Below are 20,447 nucleotides of genomic sequence, written 5' to 3' on the forward strand. Positions count from 1 at the left end.
GAGTAGAATGGAAGACTTTACGAATTTTTACACGCTACCGCCCTTGAGTATCGCTCCCAAAACACGCTTAAATATTCCTTAAATGCTTGTTTTTTTTGGAAGCTTGGACGCCTGTTACCTGTATATAAATGCTTCCATGCACTTACTATTGCATTGGATACACATTGTTCAGTATCCCTGTATATGTAGCGATAGTAGTAAGTGCATGATACTACCACATTCATTTCAGTAATTAATGTCATTTTTATACATTTCGTTAGCTTTATTAGGCGCTGTTGAGCAAATCATTGCTCAACACGCACTTATGTTAAGCTTTCGCTACAGTTATGTAACCAATACGCAACTGCATGAGCACTTAAAGCTGAGTTTTATGCTTTTGGTCATCGCTATCATTCGTAACCCTTCACCAGCCCCTTATTGACAGCCAAAAGTGACTGTAATCCTCCCATTTTTAACCTCAGTTAAAAGTAGAAGTTAAGCAGCCATCAAAGGTGGTTTACCTCCGTTTGCCTTGTGTGAACGCTCATGATTGAGGAACCACAACCATTTTGTTGCATAGACCTGAACTTCTTCCAATGAGTCAAACAGATGCTTGCTCACCCAGCTATATCTCATCGTACGATTATGACGCTCAATATACGCGTTCTGTTGTGGATTACCTGGCTGAATATAATCTATTCCTATCCCTTTGCTTTTTGCCCACGCTGTAAACTCATGGGAAATGAACTCGGGGCCATTGTCGCAACGAATGGCAACAGGTGTGTCACGCCACTCTAAAAGTTGTTCCAGTACTCTAATCACACGTAATGCCAGAAGCGAAAAACCTGCTTCAATCGCGATACCTTCACGACGGTAGTCATCGATGATATTGAGTAGCCTGTAGTTCCGTCCGTCGACAGTTGATCATGCATAAAGTCTAACGACCTGACCTGAACCGCGCGCGTCGGCTCTTTCAATGGTTCCGGCTTGTTTCGCTGGAGTCTTCTCCGTGGGCGTATCCGCAGGTTCAGTGCCAACTCACAATAGATACGGTAAACCCGCTTATGGTTCCACAGGAAGCCTTTAACATTGCGGAAGTAATCAAAGCATAGCCCGAGGCCCCAGTCACTTTGCTCAGAAGTGAGCGTGACAAGCCATTGAGCTATCTCAGCGTTTTCCGTTGCCATCTTAGGCTGATAACGGTATCCGGTTTCGCTGATGCCGAACCACCGGCAAGCCTTACGAATGCTAATTGAAAATCGCGCAACCGAATGCTGAGCAAGCAAGCGCCGCTCACAGGGCTTTACCACTTTTTTCCATGGCGTCTTTGATGACTTCTGCCTTGAGGCGCTCCTCGGCATACATCCTCTTCAAACGACGGTTTTCATCTTCCAATTCTTTCAGCCTCGCCATGAGAGAGGTATCCATACCACCGTATTTGGCGCGCCACTTATAGAAAGTTGTACTGCTCATACCATGTTCGCGGCAGAGCTCTGGCACAGGTGTACCTGCTTCTGCCTATTTTAAGATCGCTAAGATCTGACTGTCCGTGTACCGTGATTTTTTCATGCAGAATCTCCTTTCGTTTAGGTTACGAGAAAACTCTACTTTTTACTGCTGTTATTTTTCGGGGGGATTACCGCACAACTAAGGACTGCACCTTCGTAATCTACAATGTCTTATTTTGGCACATATTGCTTTGGCACAGACTCAACCATAGTCTGGTAAGTTGAATGTAATCTTGTAAAATTAATATAAGGAACCGGTTGAGGGCTACTATCTCAATGATAAAAAACTAAAAACCAGATCAGAAATTTTTTATTGAAATAATACTTTTTCCAATTTATCTGCTAGTTTTCCGTATTCATACTGCTGCTTTGCTGCACGCCGCCCATTGATTCCTAATGTTCTTCTTTCTTCGGCTGGCATTTTGTATAAAGTTAAAATTGCTTCCGAAAGCAAACTCGGGTTTTGCGCTGGCACGGAAATTCCAGAATTGTATTCTAATATGGGATCGCAGGAACCTGAGTATGCATGTAAAACCGGTTTCCCTGAGTATAAATATTCAGGTATTTTATTAGCGCCAATTCCAAACTGATAAAGATTGTCATTTAACCAGCCAATAAAACAAGCATCGAAATGGCTTAGCATTGCCTGTATTTCCTCCTTTGGAATAGAGGAAATAAAGCTTACGTTAGTTAATCCCTTATCGATAACCATGGACTGTAATGTGGCTTTTTCCTTGCCTTCTCCGACAAGAACAAAGGCAATCTCAGGATATTCTTTTAATCGCTCAGCTGATTCAATTAATGTATCTAGCGCATTTGCAAAACCGAGCGTCCCTGTATAACCAATAATAAATTTATTTTGAGGCAACTGATTTTTAGTAAAGTTATTAAGTGGAACATTTTTGCTCACTTCGTCAAATGAAAAGCCATTCGGTATCCAGTGAAACTTTGTTCGTTCCATTCCTCGAGCAGCCATATGCTCAACTGCATTTTTCAAGTTTGAAATAACAAAATCTGAATCGCGATAAGCCTTATCTTCAATATATTGCAGAAAGCGAATAAAAGGGTGACTACGAGAGTAACCACCAACTTCAGTCAAAGTCATCGGCCAAATATCTCTTACCTCAAAAACCAAACGAGCCTTATATTTTTTCGCTAAACGCTGTGCCCCCAGAAACGCAACCGGTGACGGTGATGACGACAATACAACATCTGGTTTATCATCGATCAATCTAGCTAATTTTTGTATTAGCCAAGGAAACAAAAACCAATTAATGACACGCTTTTTATTATGAGCTTCGGCATAATCGGGCATATTAACCCATACAAAGTTGAAACCATCAATAGCCTCAACTTTAAACTGCTCTTCGAAATTGGGTTTTTCCCTTAAGAGATGATGTGACGCCGATGCGATTAAATAAACTTTATAACCTTTTTTAGCAAGCTCTCTTGCCAAATAGAAATGCCGCCCCCCCATGCCTGTTTCTGGAGTGGAAGCATACTGATGTACGATCCAGATTGTTCTATTCATATAGGAACCTAAATTTTCAGTAACTTTTCACTAGTTACAAAAAAAACTGATACTCTGATAAAATCAGAAATTAATAAACCACAGAAAATCAAGTTAATTATATTTTCTATTTTTTATAATTCTCGATTATATTCTTATAGAGGCTTAGCATTGTTTTAATACAAACGTCCCAAGAATAGCTCTCGGCAACATGCTGTTGTGCATGAACTCCCATCTGATGGCGAAGTTCCGAGTCAAACACAAGCCTCTCAATAACATCAGCAGCAGCCTGAGGACTTTCACTAGGAACAATAAAGCCAGTCTTCCCTTCAATCGTTACTTCAGGTAACCCCCCCACTCTAGAAACAACAACAGGGCGACCAGCTGCCCCTGCTTCTATGATGGCAACACCAAAACTTTCACTTCGACTCAGAGCAACATATACATCTAGCTTTTTAAGTTCTTGCGGCACCTGCTCATGAACCACTTGCCCGACAAAAACTACGCTGTCAGCCACACCAAGATGATCGACAAGTTTTTTTAGCTCTTCTGTTTGCTCTCCCCCGCCAACCAATCGTAATTCAAGTTCAGGGGCATGTAACTGTGGCTGGTCGTGAAATTTTTTGACCAAAAGCGCATAGGCTCGGATAAGAATATCAATACCATATGTGTTTTTCATTGTCTTTACAGTACCTATAGTCAACTTTAACTTTTGTACTGGTGGCTCTGGTTTCATCGCTACATAGGAAGATAAATCTACACCAAAAGGTGTAATGGCTATGTCCTTTAGTTCAGGGGTTAAAGTGCGAGCTTCATCTGCCATGCAGTAACTCGTTGACGCAACTTTGTCAGCAGATCTCAAGTTCTTTTTGACTAACCATCTATGAAAAAGAGATTTATTAGGAAAATCATACACATCACTCCCCCAAACAGAGAGTAACCAAGGATGATAGCCAACTAGACGTGCTGTAGTGCCGTAACCACTAGCATAGTGAGCATTTACAATATCCGGTTTAAGGACCCGTAAGAGCTTACGGACAGCAGGCACCATAGAAAAGTATCCAAGAATGCCCCGAAAAGGATAAAGATGGACCGAAACTGCTGAGTTAAATACATCAGTAGCTTGGTGCTGGCTAATAACATGAACTTCATGTCCAGCTTCAGCTAAGCCATTTGCCCACCGGATAGTGTGGATAGATGAAGCAGCCGAAAGAAGAACTATTTTCATTTTGAAAGTTCCTTGACTACTTGTAGAGCTCGGGCTTGCCATGAATGCTTTAAAGAAACACTTTCTAAAGCTAGGCGTGGCGCCAGAGTTGCGTCAGATTTCTCTGATAAACGTTGTAAACATTCCGATACTGACTCAACGTCATAAGGCAGCGTCCAACCTATTCTATTCTCACTCACAAATTTGCCTGCAAGTGTGCCCTCACTTGCTAAAATAGGCTTGCGATAACCTAAGTATTCATATAGTTTTACTGGCGAAGCAAACTTCCAATACTCTTGAGGTTTTACAAACAGCACCGCTATATCACTTTGATTTAATTGCTTTTCCATTTCCACACCAGACAAATGTACAATTTTTATATTTGGTGTTAAGTCAGGATACTCATGCTTAACTCCAAGCCATTCAGCTTCTCGAGTGCAAACGGTCAACTCAATATTAGGTAAGTTTACTACAGCACAAAATAATTTATGCAGCTGGTAGTGATTAGACATTCCACCCACATAAAATAACTTTAGCTTTTTGTCTTTATCGTAAGGTAGTCTCGTTTCAACATCTGGTAAAGTATGCCCTGGCGGAAGAGGGGAATGTATATCTGAAGAAACAGTAGGAATATATTTACCCATTTCTTCAGATGGTAAATATAGTTTGGCTAAATTTCTTTTATAAATCCAAAGATCAAAACGATAGGCGGCTTTAGCTACTATAACTTTACTAAAGTTTAATCCTGCTCCATAGGCATCAAAGCACCAATAAATATCTCTATAAAACAAACCTATTGGTATATCATTTTTTTTGCAAAACCTGAAGAAAAACCAATCTAAAAAAGGATGTAAAGGTAAATGATGAGGATCAGTTAAAACATTTGGCATAGTGGATGATTCTGCATAAACAAAATCGTACTTCTTTCCCGCTTTTATATTCCCCTTAACTTCTTCAATAGCTTTTTTTCTCTCTTTGGAGTAGCCAACTACTAAATCAACCTCGTAACCTAGTTCTCGGAAGGCTGAAAGCATACGTAAGGGTCTAATACCCGAGGCAGATTTAGATTTTTCATCGAGAGGTAATGGATGGTGAAATATTATATTTTTCATAAGGTCACTATATTAACTGTCAATCCATCCATTACTCCTAAGGTTTTGCCTTCTTACATTTAAGACAACCATAGGTAGAGATAGAAGCAATACTTGAAGTTGATAATAAAACAAACTAGAACTAGGAACCGCACCAATAATAGGAAGAAAAGCAAACAGAGGTAATATATATACACTAAACTCATAGTTTCTTCCTGATTTAAACCTCATCAAGAAAAACACCACTACATAAAAGTATAGTAATACCAAAAAAACAAAAGCTCCAAATCCGTATATAATACTTACTTCAACAAACAAGTTATGTGGATCATGTAATTCAAAACCATAAGTAGCGGTCATTACTGAAACATAGTTTTCTAAAGTACCAAAGCCCAAATAAAACTCCATTGAATCGTACAGGCTAAAGTACTCATATAAAATTCTAACCCTAATTAAATTACTATTATCATTTAAATAAGAAAAGGCAAGAGGTGAAATAGAAATTGCCAACAAAAAAAAGATAAAAACAACACACCATCTAATTGAAGAAGAATTAATTCGCAAATAAAAAAACAACAAATAGTACAGTAATGATGAAATCAAAAAGCCTCTTGAGCCCATATGTAAACATATCGCTAAGTTATATAAGAAAACAAAAAACAAGCCCAATCTAAGATAAAAGCCAAAGGTGCGAGAAAATAAACATGGTAAGATAAGGGCATTTAAAAAAAACATTGCAAATGAAAAGTTATTATAATTAGGAAAGAAAGATGACACATAAAATCGATTATTTGTGATAACATCAATTTGAGAAAAACTTTCCGGATATAAGTAACCAATCAACTTGATATTAAGAATCAACTCGAAAACCGACACTAATGAAACAAATAAAAGCCCACCAAGCATCCCTTTGTAAACAACAATATCATATCTAAAAGAAATAAAACAAAATATAAAAAAAAGTGTTGCTACAACAAATGAAACCAGACCACTTCCGTATGCAAGAAGATGAATACCGGATGTGAATAAGCAGATAAGAAAAAAAACAGTTACAAACATGTGTGTAAATGTCTTCGGAATTGTCAGTTTTTTTCCAAGCAGGCTAAATATTGATGAAAGAAAAAAAAACACAAAGCTAAATGGAAGCTTTGAAAAAAGAATTAAAATCGAATATAGAATAATATTAGAACGTTTCACATTACACCTGCTTATATTTAATGTAAAAACACAAAGCTTTAATGTTGGCTTTAAAAAAATAAACACCAAAAAATAACAAAAGCAAACTTAACTTAACCCCAAAGCTAGGAAAAAAAACATACACAAGACAAAATATAAGTAAAGTTGTAGAAATAAAGTATAATTTTCTTCTAGGGAATCCCCTCCACAATCTCGCAGACAATTCAGTTCTTAACACAAAAAAAATGAAAAAAGCAATACAAGTTGAAACAGCTGCGCCAGTTGCTCCAAACTTAGAAACTAGAAGATAATTACCGATAAAATTGACTATCATTGAAAACACAGAAATGAACATAGCAACATATGTTTTTCTTGATACACTAATTCCCATAGAACAGCATTCGGACAGCACATAAAACAAGGGGCCAGACAAGCAAATGACAAACAATTGCTCTATATTTTCATATGCTTGAGGCAAAAAAACAGGGATGACCCAAGAAAATAGGCCAGAAAAACCAAATACAAAATAAATTATAGCAAGCATATTATCTGTGATATGGTCAATTTTACTCAAATCCTCCTTCTCTTTAATCCACTTATAAATCATAGGAGCCCATATAGTTGTAAATATACTTCCAAAAATGGTTGCAGCGCCTGCTAAGCTCATTGTTACAGAATAGAGCCCTAATTCAGCGAAATTCGAAAATGCTCTTAAAAACATTCTATCCATAACTCGTAGCCCCCATGACGCGAGGCCACCAATGATCAATGGTAAACCAAATACCAGTAGATATTTTTGCCTATTTATGTCTATTTTTTCTAAAGCAGCTTTACCTAAAACAAAACGCGAGTTAAACATATAAATAAAGGCCACAGAGAAGAATGACACGACATAAGCTAAAATCAGATCATCGAACCCTTTATCATTTAAAAAAAAGGTACCTATCACCACAAATAATAAAAACAGAAACTTAGGAAGTAGTTGACTCATTGAATAGGCAAGAGCCCTTTCCTCCATTCTCAATATAAGCGAAATAAAACGTGATATAAGAGCAAAAAAACAACATAATAAAGTAAATAGAGAAAGATTGTAATCAGGGTTTGAATATAGAAATTGAGATATTAATGAAGAATCGTAAAAAAATAATGAAAAACCTGCTATTAATATAATCAACACAGGTAATACAATCACATTTTTAAAAAGCAATGCTTTATTGTCTTCTTCATGATATTCGCGTACAAACGCTTGATCTAGCCCCAAACAAAAAAGTAGAGTAGAAAAACTTACCGTAACTTGAAGCATAGATATTCGACCAACGTCTTCTATATTATAGAACCAAGTAATAATGGGAAGAGTAACCAACCCCAAGAGCGCTGAACCTACGGGCCCTACTGCATAAGCTAAAATTTTTCTACTATTCACATTAAACTACTTATTGTTTTTTATTACTTGACTATAGATTTTTTCTAGAGAAGAAAGCACTACAGGTTCACTAAAGTTATCTTTACAGTATGCTTTAATAGCTGCACTATCATATTCACTTTCATATACCGACTTCATACCTTGATATAATGCATCGATATTGTTCTTATCAACAAGAATGCCAACTTTATCTATCACTATAGATTCAGGGCCACCACAACGAGTTGCAATAACAGGTTTACCTAAAGCTAACGCTTCAACTAAGACCACACCAAATGTTTCATACTCACTAGATAATGCAAAAGCATCAGTATTACTCATTTCATATTGAACTTGCTCTCGATTTAGCATTCCCATAAAAGTTACTTTATCTTCAATATTCAAATGAGCAACTAATTCAATTAGTTTTCTCTTACACGACCCATCACCTCCAATTTTCAGTCTCACATCAGGATAGTCTTGAGAAAGCAAACAAAAAGCTTTTATCAACAAGTCAACTCGCTTCTTTTCTTCCAATAGACAAACATTCAGAAAATAATAGTTTTTTTTCTCTTCTAGAACATTATTCAATGATAAGAATGATTCTGATACAATATTCGGAACATAATTCCAAACAGTGCTATCAAGTTGAGTTTGCAATAGATTTGCAAACTCAGAGCTTACAGCAATTTTATAGGATGCTTTTTTAACTGGCTCCTTGAGCTTACTCTTTAATTTATCGCCAACAAGCCCTCTTGCAAAAGCTGTACTATGCTCCGTTATTACATAGGGAATATTAAAATCGCGAAATATTTTATAAGCTAGAAAAATTGCAGGATTCATAGAGTGAACATGGATAATATCAGGCTTACCGTGTTTTTTTATATATAAAGAAAACAACTTATAGCCTATAATTTCCCACTGTAAACGAGATAGATTTTTGAGTCTTGGTGTAAAGTTAAAAGAGTTAAAACGATAGGTCATCACTCCCTCATCGTCTTCCATCCGATAACCTAAATTCTTTCTTCCCTCAGAGAAACTTTTTAAGGATGTAAGCTTAGGTGAAACGACGCCAACTTTATGGCCTCTTTTCCGCAATCCCATAGCTTGTTCTCGAAAGAAGCTACCTCCAACATCCTTGCTATCCTTAGGATACCAAGAGGGTATGATTACTATATGCATATACTTTACTTAAATCCAACTCAAAAAATCATTATTTTTATGTTACCTAACTACATTCACCATTTTTGATATCATTAGTCCCCATATACGGATGCATTGGTAAACTAAAAACTTGAGCGGCCAGTATACTCGCTACAGGGAAATCATCATCTGTATAACCCAGTGATTTAAATGCTGTTTGTTGATGCATACACGTACCATAATAAATCATGGTTGGGATACCTTGTGCTTTGTAACTTGCCATAGCCTCATCACGATTTGCACTTACCAATGTATACTGAGCCCATGAGCTCAGGTAACCTTCAGGAATAAAGGGCGTCTTATAAGTACCCATTAACTCTGATGTATACTTTCTAGCTGCTTGATTACGTGCTTTCAGCTCGGTTGGGAACTCAGCCAACTTTTCAAGCAATATAGCCGCTTGAATCGTATCTAAGCGGCTATTCATACCAATACGAACATTGTCATACTTATCAGCACCTTTGCCATGAACACAGTATGACCTTAACAATACCGCATACTCATCGTTATTGGTGAATATTGCTCCGCCATCACCATAACAGCCTAATGGCTTTGCTGGAAAAAAGCTGGTTGTGGCAATATCACCAAAACTTCCAGCACGCTTACCATTGATCTCTCCGCCGAACCCCTGAGCTGCATCTTCAATAAGCTTTAATTGATATTTATCAGCTATTTTTTGCAATTCAGGATAATTAGCAGGTAGACCGAACAAATCCACAGCTATGATAGCTTTTGGGGTTAGTTTCCCGTCTGCAATTACTTTTTGAATTTGCTTTTCTAAATCTACAGGGCAAATATTAAAAGTAGCTGCGTCTGAATCAACAAAAATGGGGGTAGCCCCCTCATAAGCAATTACTTCTGCAGTTGCAAAAAAGGTGAATGTTGGACAAAATACTGCGTCACCTTTTTGAATGTTGAGTACCATCATCGCAAGCGTAAGTGCATCTGTTCCATTCGCACAGGTGATCACATGCTTAACGCCAACATACTCTGCTAATTGCTCTTCTAATTCTTTAACTTCTGGCCCCATGATAAATTGACCGTGTTCAAGAACGTTGAAAATACGTTGATCAATTCTATTTTTCAGATGTTGGTACTGCGCTTTTAGATCAATGAATTGCATGAGCTTAATCTTCTTCAATCAAAGTAAGGTGTGAACCTGATAGCTTGTAAATAGCACTTGTATGTGGGCAGCATATCTGAGTTTCACCTTCCAATGGCAAATCTAACTGCTCACCATATTTGCTGATCCAACCAATCTGCTTTGCCGGGACGCCAACCATTAAAGCAAAAGGTTTAACATCCTTATTAATCACAGCTCCTGCTCCAATTAACGAATATTCGCCAATGGTTACACCACAAACAATGGTACAGTTGGCACCGAGTGTTGCGCCTTTCTTAACTAATGTATCCCGGTACTCATTCTTACGTTCAATAAATGAACGTGGATTATAAACATTAGTAAAGACCATACTTGGGCCGCAAAACACATCATCTTCAAGGTGCACGTTATCGTATACTGAAACATTGTTTTGTATTTTAACATTGTTACCAATTGTGACTTTATTGCCAACAAATACGTTTTGCCCTAATGAACACTGCTTACCTATAATTGCACCACCACAAATATGAACAAAGTGCCAAACACGCGTATTTTCGCCGATCTGCGCACCTGCATCAATAATCGCGCTGCTATGAACTTGATAATGACTCGACATGGTTACAGAACCTTATTTAATAAAGGATGAGCTTTATCACCAGCATCAACAATTGGCATCACCCGAATCTTTTCTACTGTTTCAATCGCAACTCGGTTTTCATCAACACCAAAACCATTTCCGGCTAGAATATTCTGATAGCTTTGGGTATGTAGATCCGTAAAGCCGCCGGAAAATTCCAATTCCTCATCACCAATAGTAATGCTACGATAAGTAAGCTTTTCACCTTTAACTGCATTATCTGGTAGGTTATTAGCATCTATTGATAAAAACCAACGAACTCTTGCTCGTTCATACTGTAAGTAGCCACTGGCTGTTTTCTCATCACGGAAATGCACTTCATTCTGCTTTAACTCACCAAAAATAAAGTGCAACATATCGTAAAAATGAACACCAATATTGGTGGCTACACCACCAGATTTATGATCAAAACCTTTCCACGACTTCATGTACCACTTTCCGCGTGACGTCATGTAGGTTAAATCAACATCAAAAATATGATCATAAGATGCTGCAGCTACCTTCTCCTTTAAGGCAATAATTGAAGGATGTAAACGCAGCTGTAAGATTGAGTTGACTTTGGCTCCATATTTATTTTCATAATCCTTTATTGCATCAATATCATGGGATTCAAGTACTAATGGTTTTTCACATATAACATCAATACCATTTTTGAGTGCATACTTAATATGTGGGGCATGCAAATAGTTCGGACTACAAATCGAAATGTAATCTAATTTATTACCCTTCATTGCATTATCTTCAACAAAGGCAGTGAAATCTTCAAATTCAGTAAAAAATTCCGCATTAGGAAAATGGCTGTCCATAATACCTACGGAATCATTAATATCCATAGCAACAACTAGATCATTGCCTGTATCTTTTATTGCGCGCAGGTGGCGTGGCGCAATATAGCCAGCGGCACCAATTAGTGCAAATTTTTTCATTTTAAATTCTGTCCTTATAATCTGATATCTGAATCACTTGGAGAAAAAACATGCTTCACATCGTAAAGTACATGTTTTTCTTTCCCATACTGTCGAATAGCCTTAGCACCTAGTCTTTTAAACTCGCTATGGTCAACAGCAATAACAATACCATCGTAATATCCCGGCTTAATCTCTGAGATTAAATCAAGACCATATTCATCTTTGACTTCACTTGGGTTTGCCCAACTATCAAAAACATCAACAGACATATTAAAATCTCGTAACTCTTTTACGACATTAATTATCTTTGTGTTACGAACATCAGGACAATCACCTTTAAAGGTAAAACCAAGCACAAGTACTTTTGCTTCATCGATATGAATTTTTTGACTTGATAACTTTTTAACCAGCTGTGTTGCTACATACTCACCCATACCATCATTAATACGACGGCCAGCCAAAATAACTTCAGGGCGATATCCTACTTCCAGAGCTTTATGCGTCAAATAATACGGATCAACACTAATGCAATGACCACCAACTAGGCCGGGTTTGAATTTTAAGAAATTCCACTTTGTCCCAGCCGCATTTAATACCTCTTCTGTATCAATACCTAGGCGATTAAAAATTTTTGCAAACTCGTTAATGATAGCAATATTTAAATCACGTTGTGTATTTTCAATTACCTTAGCTGCTTCTGCAACTTTCAAAGAACTTGCCTTATGTGTACCAGCAGTTATTATAGAACGATAAAGTGAATCGACAAAATTAGCAATTTCAGGTGTTGAACCAGAAGTAATTTTAACAATTTTAGTCAATGTGTTTACTTTATCGCCTGGATTAATACGTTCAGGTGAATATCCAGCAAAAAAATCTTCGTTAAACTTTAATCCTGATATTTTTTCAATAATTGGTAGACAAACTTCTTCTGTCGCTCCTGGATATACAGTTGATTCATAGATGATTACATCACCTTTTGAAACAACGTGCCCTAGCATTTCGCTGGCTTTCTGTAACGGTGTTAAATCAGGGGAGTTACTATCATCAATTGGCGTTGGTACAGTAACAATATAAATATCACAACTCTTGAGGTCTTCTTTATTCGAAGAGTAAGTTAAACATTCTGCTTTGGCTAATTCAGAATCAGATACCTCCAGAGTTGCATCATGTCCTGACATTAACTCATCAACACGAGACTGGTTAATATCAAAACCTAAAACCTGATAGTGCTTACCAAATTCAACTGCAAGAGGTAGCCCTACATAACCCAGACCAATTATCGCAATTTTTCTATTCGTTAAGTCCATTATTTCTTACTCTTTTCTTACTAAATCATTCACAAAAAGGATGCAGAAATCTCTATAAAACATTCCACAATAAATAAAATCTCTTGCGCAGTTTAATTTCAGTATGAACATTTCTGCTTTGTAATAAAAAATAGCTAAATAGTGTCACCGCGGTTCTATCTGTACTCTTACCTCTTTTAAACTCCCAAGAAAAGCACTAAGGGGCAAGTTGAAAATTTATTATTTTCGAGATTTCAGATGAAATGATGGATAACGTTTAGATTCTATCTTTTATTCTTACACTAAAGAACTAGAGCCACATAATTTCTTAGGTAACCGCACCGTGGTGTACACAGACAACCACATTGTGTTAATAAACAACGATGATAAATAAACTGTTAACTCCTACATATAACTCATGTTCTGATATTAACTTTCTGGTTCTAAAGTTCCGTTTCGTCTATCCACCATTACAGCGCTAAGTGAAGGCTTGAAAGCAAAATAGGTGAAGCAACTTCAGACTACCAGTTCAGTCTCATCGAAATCGTTTTGTCCAAAAGACACTGATTACAAAACTGTCATGGCGTTCGTCTCTCGTCTGAAAAACTGTCGCTGAAGGTTCGAACCGACAGTCTTTCATCACTCGGTAACTGCGGGTGCCAGACGTTGTAACTTTTATGCTCAAGTCCTGCACTAATCCATTATACAAAAGCATAGTTTTGCATCTAGCTTCAGGAACAATTGTTTAGGAAGGTTTCCCCAGATGTGATTAGCACAAATTGCCGACGCATACCACAATTTTATTGGTGGAACATGGCTTACCAATCCCTCACTCGTACTGTGCCTCGGTCAGCTGGTTAAACTGGATAATCGCGGCAGCAACTGGCGTACCATACGGTTCCAACGCGCATGCGCTGCCGAGGTGACATACACTAACTCATAAGGTTCCAACGCAAATTCCGTTCCCAAGATAACGCTGCGTGATCTTTGATATTTAACTGATAAGTATCCGCCTGTTGCGTGTTGTCAGACGAGCCAGAATCCGCTTTCTTATCTTCTCGCAGTTTTCTAATATGCGCACATTGCGGATCATAAAGAACGCGGTTGCCTCAGCTTCCAGTTCGTATTGCCGTTAACACAGATAGATGCTTCGGTCAGTGTCATGCCAGCCCTGACGAGCAAATCACAGATCACGCCAACAGATGGGTATTCACCTACTCAAAAGCACTAAACACTTCGCGTTGTCTACTTGTTGTTTTCTGTCAATTAAAGACAAGTTAGAGCCGGGGTCCATCGTACAGCCCGTCATAGCAGTTATAAAGACGCTTACTAGAGAACAATTGCATCAATACAACGTTGATAAATAAGCAAAAATTGAATTATAAGCGAGAAAATAATAGTAATACGAAAATTGCTGTTGCTAATTGATAAGTTCGCCACACAATATACAACCCGTATCACTAGCGAGGAGCAATTACAACTGTCATTGTAGATAAATCTGATGGGGTGGTGAGTATGACCCAGCGCAGAACATCTCGCACTTCACACAATAACAGGTACTGAAAAGCCTACGATGAAACCAGTTTTTCGATTGCTCAATTGAGCTAGTCGTATGACATTTCAGGCACGCTACCGCCCTTGGATTACAGCTTCCAATGTGCTTTGCGACATAAGATGATTTCAATTACCATTAGGGCAAAGGCTGTTCATTCCCAGAAGAAAATGACCACTCACCCCAACTTCGCGACAAAAATCACTAAAAAAACAGATTTCTTGTCATTTTATTGCGATTTAAAGTCGGAAAACTTGCGACATTCTACACACATTTTCTTTCATATCAATTCTGTGATGTGTACAGTCCCGACTTGAGTTTAAGTTTTTTTCTCCAATAGTTTCAGTCTCCATAAAACGCAATCACTGCAAGATTACCACCGCGAAAATCTTAGTTCATTAGCATATATCACTGCAAGCAAATGGTAGTATAGAATTTCTTACGATTAATTGTTTCAGGATAACTTTCGTATGAGAAATCTAAAATTGCTGTATTTCACTAGAAAGCGTTCGTGGAATGAGTGAGTTAGCACTGGATAAACCACCAGCAATGAGTTTTGCTATAAATCATGTTTTCAGTTCGGCTTGGCCATATTTGTGAACAATATCAAATTTCAATACTTGCAGGTCCATAAAATCAGCACGTTTAACTGATTTTCCACCCTGATCCTGGTGACATCAGACAGAGCTTATCACTTGGTTCGATTCTTTACTGAGGATCTCCCTGCCAGAATCACCACAATTTCTGAAAGATGATGACTAATAGCAATTGCTTTTATTCTAGTGCCGCAATATTATCTTCATTTACTGAAGTTAATCTTCAAATTTATATTGATTTTCAAAGGGACTCATCTTATGAAAAAGACCACAATTGCGTTGATAGCTTCTCTGTTCATAGCTGGCTCTGCTTTTGCTGATACTGCAAGCACTGCAGGCACAACTGCGACAACTTCCACTACAAGTGCAACTACTGCTTCAACTGCTGCTGCTGGTTCTGCAGCCGGTACAGCTGGTGCTACTGCAGCCGCTGTTGGTGGTATCACTGCCACGACTGTTGCTGTAGGCGCAGCTGTTGCCGTTACCGCTGTTGCTATTATAGATGCCAACGATAACGACACATCAACATCAAACTCTGCAAGTACAAAAGGCTAAAGCTAACACGCTTTGCTGTCTCGGATTTCATAACCGCACACCTGTGCGGTTATTTTTATTTTTGTCATTGACCTGTTACTGCCATTGACCTGTGACTAACGGATACCCAATGTTCGACGCCCGTCTTTCTGTACGCAGACGCTTTCTGGTACTCATCGCCCTGTTACCGCTGCTTTTATCCGGATGCAGCCAAAAATTTCAGAATGTGTCGGATACCTTTCGTCTTGCAGTTCGCGGTGATGACGACACGGTGAAATCCTCAGCCTGGATTGAGCAACTGCCCTACGCCAGTATGTACGCCCGGATCGGAGACGGCCCTCAAGCCTTTATGGTACTCGCTCTGGCGGAACCTGCTACCGTTCTGACCTCACCAAAAACACCGGCTCACTCACAAGTGCCAGCGATGCAGCTGAAATGGCTGGCCGCCGACAAGGGCATGTTAGTCACAGAACACGGCCGGCTGGTGAAAACCCTGAACCTGCCCCTTGGTAATCTTGTCCAGGTTACCGCAGCAACGCCCGACCCGCTCGCACTCGGGCTGCAGTTACCCACGACACCAACCACCTGGACGCGCCGTATCGACTGGCAGCCCGGCTACCATTTTGGCTATCAACTCACCTCGCGCTTTGAGGACAAAGGACTGGTGACGATTACCATCAACACGATCGCTCAGTCTGCACGCTACTTTGTTGAGACGGTCAATGTGCCCAGTCTGGATCTGCAATTTGACAATGCTTTCTGGATTGATCCTGTCAATGGGCAGGTCCTGAAAAGTCGCCAGCTAATTGCCCCGGGCTTACCTGAAGTCGAAACACAACTGCTCAAAGCTTACGGACAATAACAGTTTATGAATGCAGATAATCACTTACAGCGAATCTTGTCACCTTGCCAGGCATGGTTTTCCGCTTCGGGAGCGATGATGAAAGCTTTGATACAGACTGTTTTTACACGCGCCAGCTTAATCAAAGCAGCTTTGATCCTCTTGGCTTCCTTCACGCTGGCACCCGTGCAGGCCATACCGGTTGAAGTTACCCCCACATTGGTGAGGGTGCAACTGAACAGTACCGATAAAGCATTACAGCTCCGCTATCCGGCGACCGTCCGTCTGGATCAGGTTCAACAAGACGCGCTAGCCAATCTTCACACTTTAACGCCAACATCTGATAAGGCCGCTCAGTCGCTGTACTGGAGCGGTGCCTTTTTATGGAAAGCCGATCACCGTGCAAAGCAGGCCATCGCGCTGCAACAGCAAACCGTAGACAAGCAGCTCAGGGCGCTGGCTGACCACTGGCGTTACAGCCGCCCGGCAGCCAGCGAGACGCTCATTCAGCTGGCACAAAGTTTAGCCTCACCTGTACCGGGTGAGCGTATTTTTCTGCCGTTAGACAGAGACCGCGTGCGCATTGTGCCGGACAATAACCCGGCGCTGAACGGGCCTTTTGTGTTCCAACTGACGACCCGTCCCGACACCATCAAGGTAACCGGTGCTCTCAGACTACCGACTGGCAATACAGCTGATATTTCGCTTCCCTGGCAGGAAAGACAGGATGCTGCGGGATATCTGAAACAAGTTAAAGCGTTATCGGTCGCCAACCGGGATTATGTCTGGGTGATTCAACCCGACGGCAAAGCCGAACAGCACAGCATCGCGTACTGGAACCGGCAGCATCAAGACATCGCGCCGGGCGCCATTCTTTATCTTGCGTTTACCGATCTGCCAGAGAGTGCGAAGTCGTTAAATGCTCAAATTATTCATTTGCTTTCACAAAGGCCTTTCTGATGGCTCAGCCTGTTCTGTCTTCTTATTCCAAGCACTTGGGTCTCCGTTTTCTGTCAGGGTTATCGCTGGGGTTCATCGCCCTGCCAGTTTATGCCGATGTCTTCAGTTATCCTGATTTTTCAGTGTCCCAGTCTGATTTTGGGGGCGTTGGCCTGATCCAGATGCCTTCCGGACGAGTCGCGCCGGAAGGCGAATTCACCTTTGGCACCACCTATAACCAAGATTACCTGCATTACAATGTCTCATTGCAGCTGTTCCCCTGGCTGGAAACCACCATACGTTACACCCTGGTTCAGGATGTGCTCTACAGTGAGGATGAAAACTTCAGTGGTGATACCAAATACACAGACAAAGGCATCGACTTTAAGCTTCGTCTGTTAGAAGAAAGCTTCTGGATCCCGGAAACCGCCATCGGTATTCGTGATTTTGGCGGGACCGGATTGTTTGATGGCGAATATATTGCCGCCAGCAAACACTGGGGAGCACTTGATTTTACCCTGGGGCTTGGCTGGGGCTATATTGGCAACGGCGCCAATCTGTCCGGCGATAAAAGCCTGAGCAGTGACTGCGGCCGTAATACCGAATATAAAGGCAAAGGCGGCAGTGTTGATTTCGAGCGCTGGTTCTCCGGCTGCATGGCGTTATTTGGCGGGGTGGAATACCAGACACCCTGGCGACCTTTGCGACTGAAACTGGAATATGACGGCAACGATTATACCAGTGATTTTCCTGTCACCCGCGCGGACTCGGATATGTCTCAGGACAGCCCTATCAATCTGGGCGTGTTGTACCGCCTGGGCGACTGGGGCGATCTGCGGATCAGTTATGAACGCGGCAATACCTGGACTGCCGGTTTTAACCTCAATACCAACTTTAATCAGCTGACCACCTCCTGGCGTGATGCACCGGCCGCCGCTTATGCGCCTGACCGGCAAAAGCACACGACTTCCAGTGCAGACTGGCAGCACATCGCGAATCAGCTGCATACGAACGCCGGCTATGAAAATCCGACTTTATATGCCGATGAACGTGCCGTGACTGTCGAGGCACCACAGAATAAGTACCGGGATCGTGACCAGGGCTACCAGCGTGCAGCCACCATTCTCAGCAACCATTTACCGACCGACCCGGAAAGCGGCCTGCCGCTGTATGACGAGTACCGCCTGATCGAAACCAGCAATAACCTGCCGATCAAAGAAACCCGGGTCGACGTGAAGGCATTTGATCAAGTAGCCAGTCACAGCTACGTTAATGCCTCTATCGACGATGCCGTCGCTCATCAGGTACCGGCTCAGCCACAAGGCCGGCTGATTGCCACAGACACTGACCAATGGGACCTGAGTGTTTCCCCGACCCTTCAGCAGTCTTTTGGCGGCTCGGAAGGGTTTTATCTGTACAACTTAGGGGTGACGGCTGGCGCCAGTTATCACATGACAGACCATTGGGAGTTGGGCGGCAGCGTCTATCTCAACCTGTTCGATAACTACGATAAATTCCTCTACGATGTGCCGCCCGATGGCACAGATTTAAAACGTGTGCGTACCCTGGTTCGCCAGTACATTGATGGCAACCCGATTCGGGTCAATAATCTTCAGCTGACCTGGATGGATCAACTGGCCGATAACTGGTACGGACAAGCGTACACCGGTTACCTGGAAATGATGTTTGCCGGTGCGGGCAGTGAAGTGCTTTATCGTCCGATGGGTAAAAACTGGGCGCTGGGTGCCGATCTAAACTATGTGATTCAGCGAGACCCGGATACCCAGTTCGGCCTGTTCCATGACGAGGTGCATTTCGATCCCATCACAGGACGTGACTATAAGGTACAGACTGGTGCGCTGACCGGCCATGCCACTTTCTATTACCAGCCACAGTGGTCTTTGCTGCCCAATACGCTGATGAAAATCAGTGCCGGACGCTACCTGACCGAAGATGTAGGGGTGACCTTCGACTTCTCCAAGCAGTTTGACAGTGGCGTCATTGCCGGTGCCTTTGTGACCAAGACCAATCTGTCAGCCGAAGAATTTGGCGAGGGAAGCTACAATAAAGGCTTTTACATCTCGATCCCTTACGATCTGATGACTGTAAAACCAAGCCGCAACCGCGCCAACATTTCCTGGCTTCCTCTGACGCGGGACGGCGGACAGATGCTCAATCGCAAATACCAGCTCTACGACATTACGGATGCACGTTATCCCTGGTACAGCCGCAAGATGATGCAGGCTGAATAAATATTAAAATCATGATCTTATAATCAAATCATCCTAAGTGGCCCGCCCCGGCGGGTCACTTTATTTCTGGGAGAACCGTCGCTCCTGCTTGAGCTGCCCGCTTCGTTTTCTTGCCTGCTTTCTGGCCTGCTTTTTATCTTTCTTGATATTCTTTTAATTCTTTTTAGTTGCTCTGCGTGTCTGATTTTGCCAACAATTAACCCTGCAAATTGAATGGACTTATTGCACGCTTGCGCTGCTGTTTTGCTGCCTCGCTGTACTGATCTGTTGCAGCGGGATCTCATACCAACAATTCTAAAGTGGCTAAATATTAATCTTCATCGAATACTGTCGCTTCCAGAAAGGGATGGAGTGATCTCGTAATCGACGTTTGTGAGGTAGAAATATGTTCAGAAAATATGCTGTTTTTTCGGTAACATTTCCCGTACTGCATAAAATCAACCTGTTGCTGGCGATCGCCTTTTTTGCCACCTGCTGCTACCAGTTGGTGGTTCAGGAAGATCTCGTCTTCAGCCTGGGGCTGCTGGCCGTGGTGTTTCTGCTGACCCTTTTTGCTGGTTCGTCAAACTACCGGCGTAAATATATCAGCTTCCCGTATTCCGTCGATTAACCCGGATCTTCACGGCAAGGGACAGCGAGAGCGGCCCGATATTGGACATCTTCAGGCTGTACTGAGGTCAATGTTAATTTTTTTGTATAAAAAATAACTTTAGTGCGCCTGGAT

Annotated in this window: 16 protein-coding genes and 1 pseudogene; 5 read left to right on the plus strand and 12 right to left on the minus strand. The window is 41.1% G+C overall.

All coding sequences use genetic code 11. The features are described 5' to 3' along the window. Nucleotides 1-474: 474 nt before the first annotated feature. The 11 genes and pseudogenes from LN341_RS11330 to tviB all read right to left on the minus strand — a co-directional run bounded on the left by LN341_RS11330 (nt 475) and on the right by tviB (nt 13,030). Nucleotides 475-1,548, minus strand: a pseudogene (locus LN341_RS11330) (IS3 family transposase). A gap of 249 nt (nt 1,549-1,797) precedes the next feature. After that, nucleotides 1,798-3,018: a glycosyltransferase family 4 protein gene (locus LN341_RS11335; protein ID WP_234203339.1), complete on the minus strand. Its 1,221-nt coding sequence runs from the start codon at nt 3,016-3,018 to the stop codon at nt 1,798-1,800. 106 nt (nt 3,019-3,124) lie between these two features. Beyond that, complete coding sequence (locus LN341_RS11340; protein WP_234203340.1) at nt 3,125-4,225, minus strand: glycosyltransferase; 1,101 nt, start codon at nt 4,223-4,225, stop codon at nt 3,125-3,127. Continuing rightward, nucleotides 4,222-5,316: a glycosyltransferase family 1 protein gene (locus LN341_RS11345; protein ID WP_234203341.1), complete on the minus strand. Its 1,095-nt coding sequence runs from the start codon at nt 5,314-5,316 to the stop codon at nt 4,222-4,224. The genes LN341_RS11340 and LN341_RS11345 overlap by 4 nt, the downstream gene beginning before the upstream one ends. 12 nt (nt 5,317-5,328) lie before the next feature. Next, complete coding sequence (locus LN341_RS11350) at nt 5,329-6,492, minus strand: hypothetical protein (protein WP_234203342.1); 1,164 nt, start codon at nt 6,490-6,492, stop codon at nt 5,329-5,331. A gap of 1 nt (nt 6,493) precedes the next feature. Further along, the gene (locus LN341_RS11355) at nt 6,494-7,894 is read right to left on the minus strand and encodes a lipopolysaccharide biosynthesis protein (protein WP_234203343.1); all 1,401 of its coding nucleotides are present in this window, start codon (nt 7,892-7,894) and stop codon (nt 6,494-6,496) included. 6 nt (nt 7,895-7,900) lie between these two features. Further along, on the minus strand, nt 7,901-9,055 hold the full coding sequence (locus LN341_RS11360; protein ID WP_234203344.1) for a glycosyltransferase: 1,155 nt from the start codon (nt 9,053-9,055) through the stop codon (nt 7,901-7,903). A gap of 46 nt (nt 9,056-9,101) precedes the next feature. Beyond that, nucleotides 9,102-10,199, minus strand: a complete 1,098-nt coding sequence (locus tag LN341_RS11365) for a DegT/DnrJ/EryC1/StrS aminotransferase family protein (RefSeq protein ID WP_234203345.1) — start codon at nt 10,197-10,199, stop codon at nt 9,102-9,104. A gap of 4 nt (nt 10,200-10,203) precedes the next feature. Next, nucleotides 10,204-10,794 (minus strand): acyltransferase, encoded by a 591-nt coding sequence (locus tag LN341_RS11370; RefSeq protein WP_234203346.1) that lies wholly within the window; start codon nt 10,792-10,794, stop codon nt 10,204-10,206. Nucleotides 10,795-10,796: 2 nt separating this feature from the next. Then, entirely contained in the window at nt 10,797-11,741 is a 945-nt protein-coding gene (locus LN341_RS11375; RefSeq protein WP_234203347.1) for a Gfo/Idh/MocA family protein, read from the minus strand. A gap of 14 nt (nt 11,742-11,755) precedes the next feature. Then, on the minus strand, nt 11,756-13,030 hold the full coding sequence (gene tviB, locus LN341_RS11380; protein WP_234203348.1) for a Vi polysaccharide biosynthesis UDP-N-acetylglucosamine C-6 dehydrogenase TviB: 1,275 nt from the start codon (nt 13,028-13,030) through the stop codon (nt 11,756-11,758). A 2,385-nt stretch (nt 13,031-15,415) separates the two neighbouring features. Here tviB and LN341_RS11385 point away from each other — a divergent pair. Further along, nucleotides 15,416-15,712 (plus strand): hypothetical protein, encoded by a 297-nt coding sequence (locus LN341_RS11385; protein ID WP_234203349.1) that lies wholly within the window; start codon nt 15,416-15,418, stop codon nt 15,710-15,712. A gap of 109 nt (nt 15,713-15,821) precedes the next feature. Next, nucleotides 15,822-16,553, plus strand: a complete 732-nt coding sequence (locus tag LN341_RS11390; RefSeq protein WP_234203350.1) for a YjbF family lipoprotein — start codon at nt 15,822-15,824, stop codon at nt 16,551-16,553. Between the two features lie 20 nt (nt 16,554-16,573). Here LN341_RS11390 and LN341_RS21795 read toward each other — a convergent pair whose 3' ends face one another. Continuing rightward, nucleotides 16,574-16,708: a hypothetical protein gene (locus LN341_RS21795; protein WP_255783008.1), complete on the minus strand. Its 135-nt coding sequence runs from the start codon at nt 16,706-16,708 to the stop codon at nt 16,574-16,576. 52 nt (nt 16,709-16,760) lie between these two features. On the opposite strand from LN341_RS21795, the gene LN341_RS11395 reads away from it, so the two are divergent. The 3 genes from LN341_RS11395 to LN341_RS11405 all read left to right on the plus strand — a co-directional run bounded on the left by LN341_RS11395 (nt 16,761) and on the right by LN341_RS11405 (nt 20,333). After that, a complete protein-coding gene (locus LN341_RS11395; protein ID WP_234203351.1) occupies nt 16,761-17,492 on the plus strand; it encodes a capsule biosynthesis GfcC family protein in 732 nt (243 codons plus the stop codon). After that, a complete protein-coding gene (locus LN341_RS11400; RefSeq protein ID WP_234203352.1) occupies nt 17,492-19,723 on the plus strand; it encodes a YjbH domain-containing protein in 2,232 nt (743 codons plus the stop codon). Before LN341_RS11395 ends, LN341_RS11400 begins: the two co-directional genes overlap by 1 nt. 385 nt (nt 19,724-20,108) lie before the next feature. Beyond that, the gene (locus tag LN341_RS11405; protein WP_046218806.1) at nt 20,109-20,333 is read left to right on the plus strand and encodes a hypothetical protein; all 225 of its coding nucleotides are present in this window, start codon (nt 20,109-20,111) and stop codon (nt 20,331-20,333) included. Nucleotides 20,334-20,447 lie beyond the last annotated feature (114 nt).

Source organism: Photobacterium sp. TLY01, from assembly GCF_021432065.1.
Taxonomy (GTDB): Bacteria; Pseudomonadota; Gammaproteobacteria; order Enterobacterales; family Vibrionaceae; genus Photobacterium; species Photobacterium halotolerans_A.

Bases quoted from the DNA above. Each gene is read 5' to 3' on its own strand.
- LN341_RS11335 (WP_234203339.1), bottom strand. From the start codon at position 3,018: ATGAATAGAACAATCTGGATCGTACATCAGTATGCTTCCACTCCAGAA.
- LN341_RS11340 (WP_234203340.1), bottom strand. From the start codon at position 4,225: ATGAAAATAGTTCTTCTTTCGGCTGCTTCATCTATCCACACTATCCGG.
- LN341_RS11345 (WP_234203341.1), bottom strand. From the start codon at position 5,316: ATGAAAAATATAATATTTCACCATCCATTACCTCTCGATGAAAAATCT.
- LN341_RS11360 (WP_234203344.1), bottom strand. From the start codon at position 9,055: ATGCATATAGTAATCATACCCTCTTGGTATCCTAAGGATAGCAAGGAT.
- LN341_RS11365 (WP_234203345.1), bottom strand. From the start codon at position 10,199: ATGCAATTCATTGATCTAAAAGCGCAGTACCAACATCTGAAAAATAGA.
- LN341_RS11370 (WP_234203346.1), bottom strand. From the start codon at position 10,794: ATGTCGAGTCATTATCAAGTTCATAGCAGCGCGATTATTGATGCAGGT.
- LN341_RS11375 (WP_234203347.1), bottom strand. From the start codon at position 11,741: ATGAAAAAATTTGCACTAATTGGTGCCGCTGGCTATATTGCGCCACGC.
- tviB (WP_234203348.1), bottom strand. From the start codon at position 13,030: ATGGACTTAACGAATAGAAAAATTGCGATAATTGGTCTGGGTTATGTA.
- LN341_RS11385 (WP_234203349.1), top strand. From the start codon at position 15,416: ATGAAAAAGACCACAATTGCGTTGATAGCTTCTCTGTTCATAGCTGGC.
- LN341_RS11390 (WP_234203350.1), top strand. From the start codon at position 15,822: ATGTTCGACGCCCGTCTTTCTGTACGCAGACGCTTTCTGGTACTCATC.
- LN341_RS11400 (WP_234203352.1), top strand. From the start codon at position 17,492: ATGGCTCAGCCTGTTCTGTCTTCTTATTCCAAGCACTTGGGTCTCCGT.
- LN341_RS11405 (WP_046218806.1), top strand. From the start codon at position 20,109: ATGTTCAGAAAATATGCTGTTTTTTCGGTAACATTTCCCGTACTGCAT.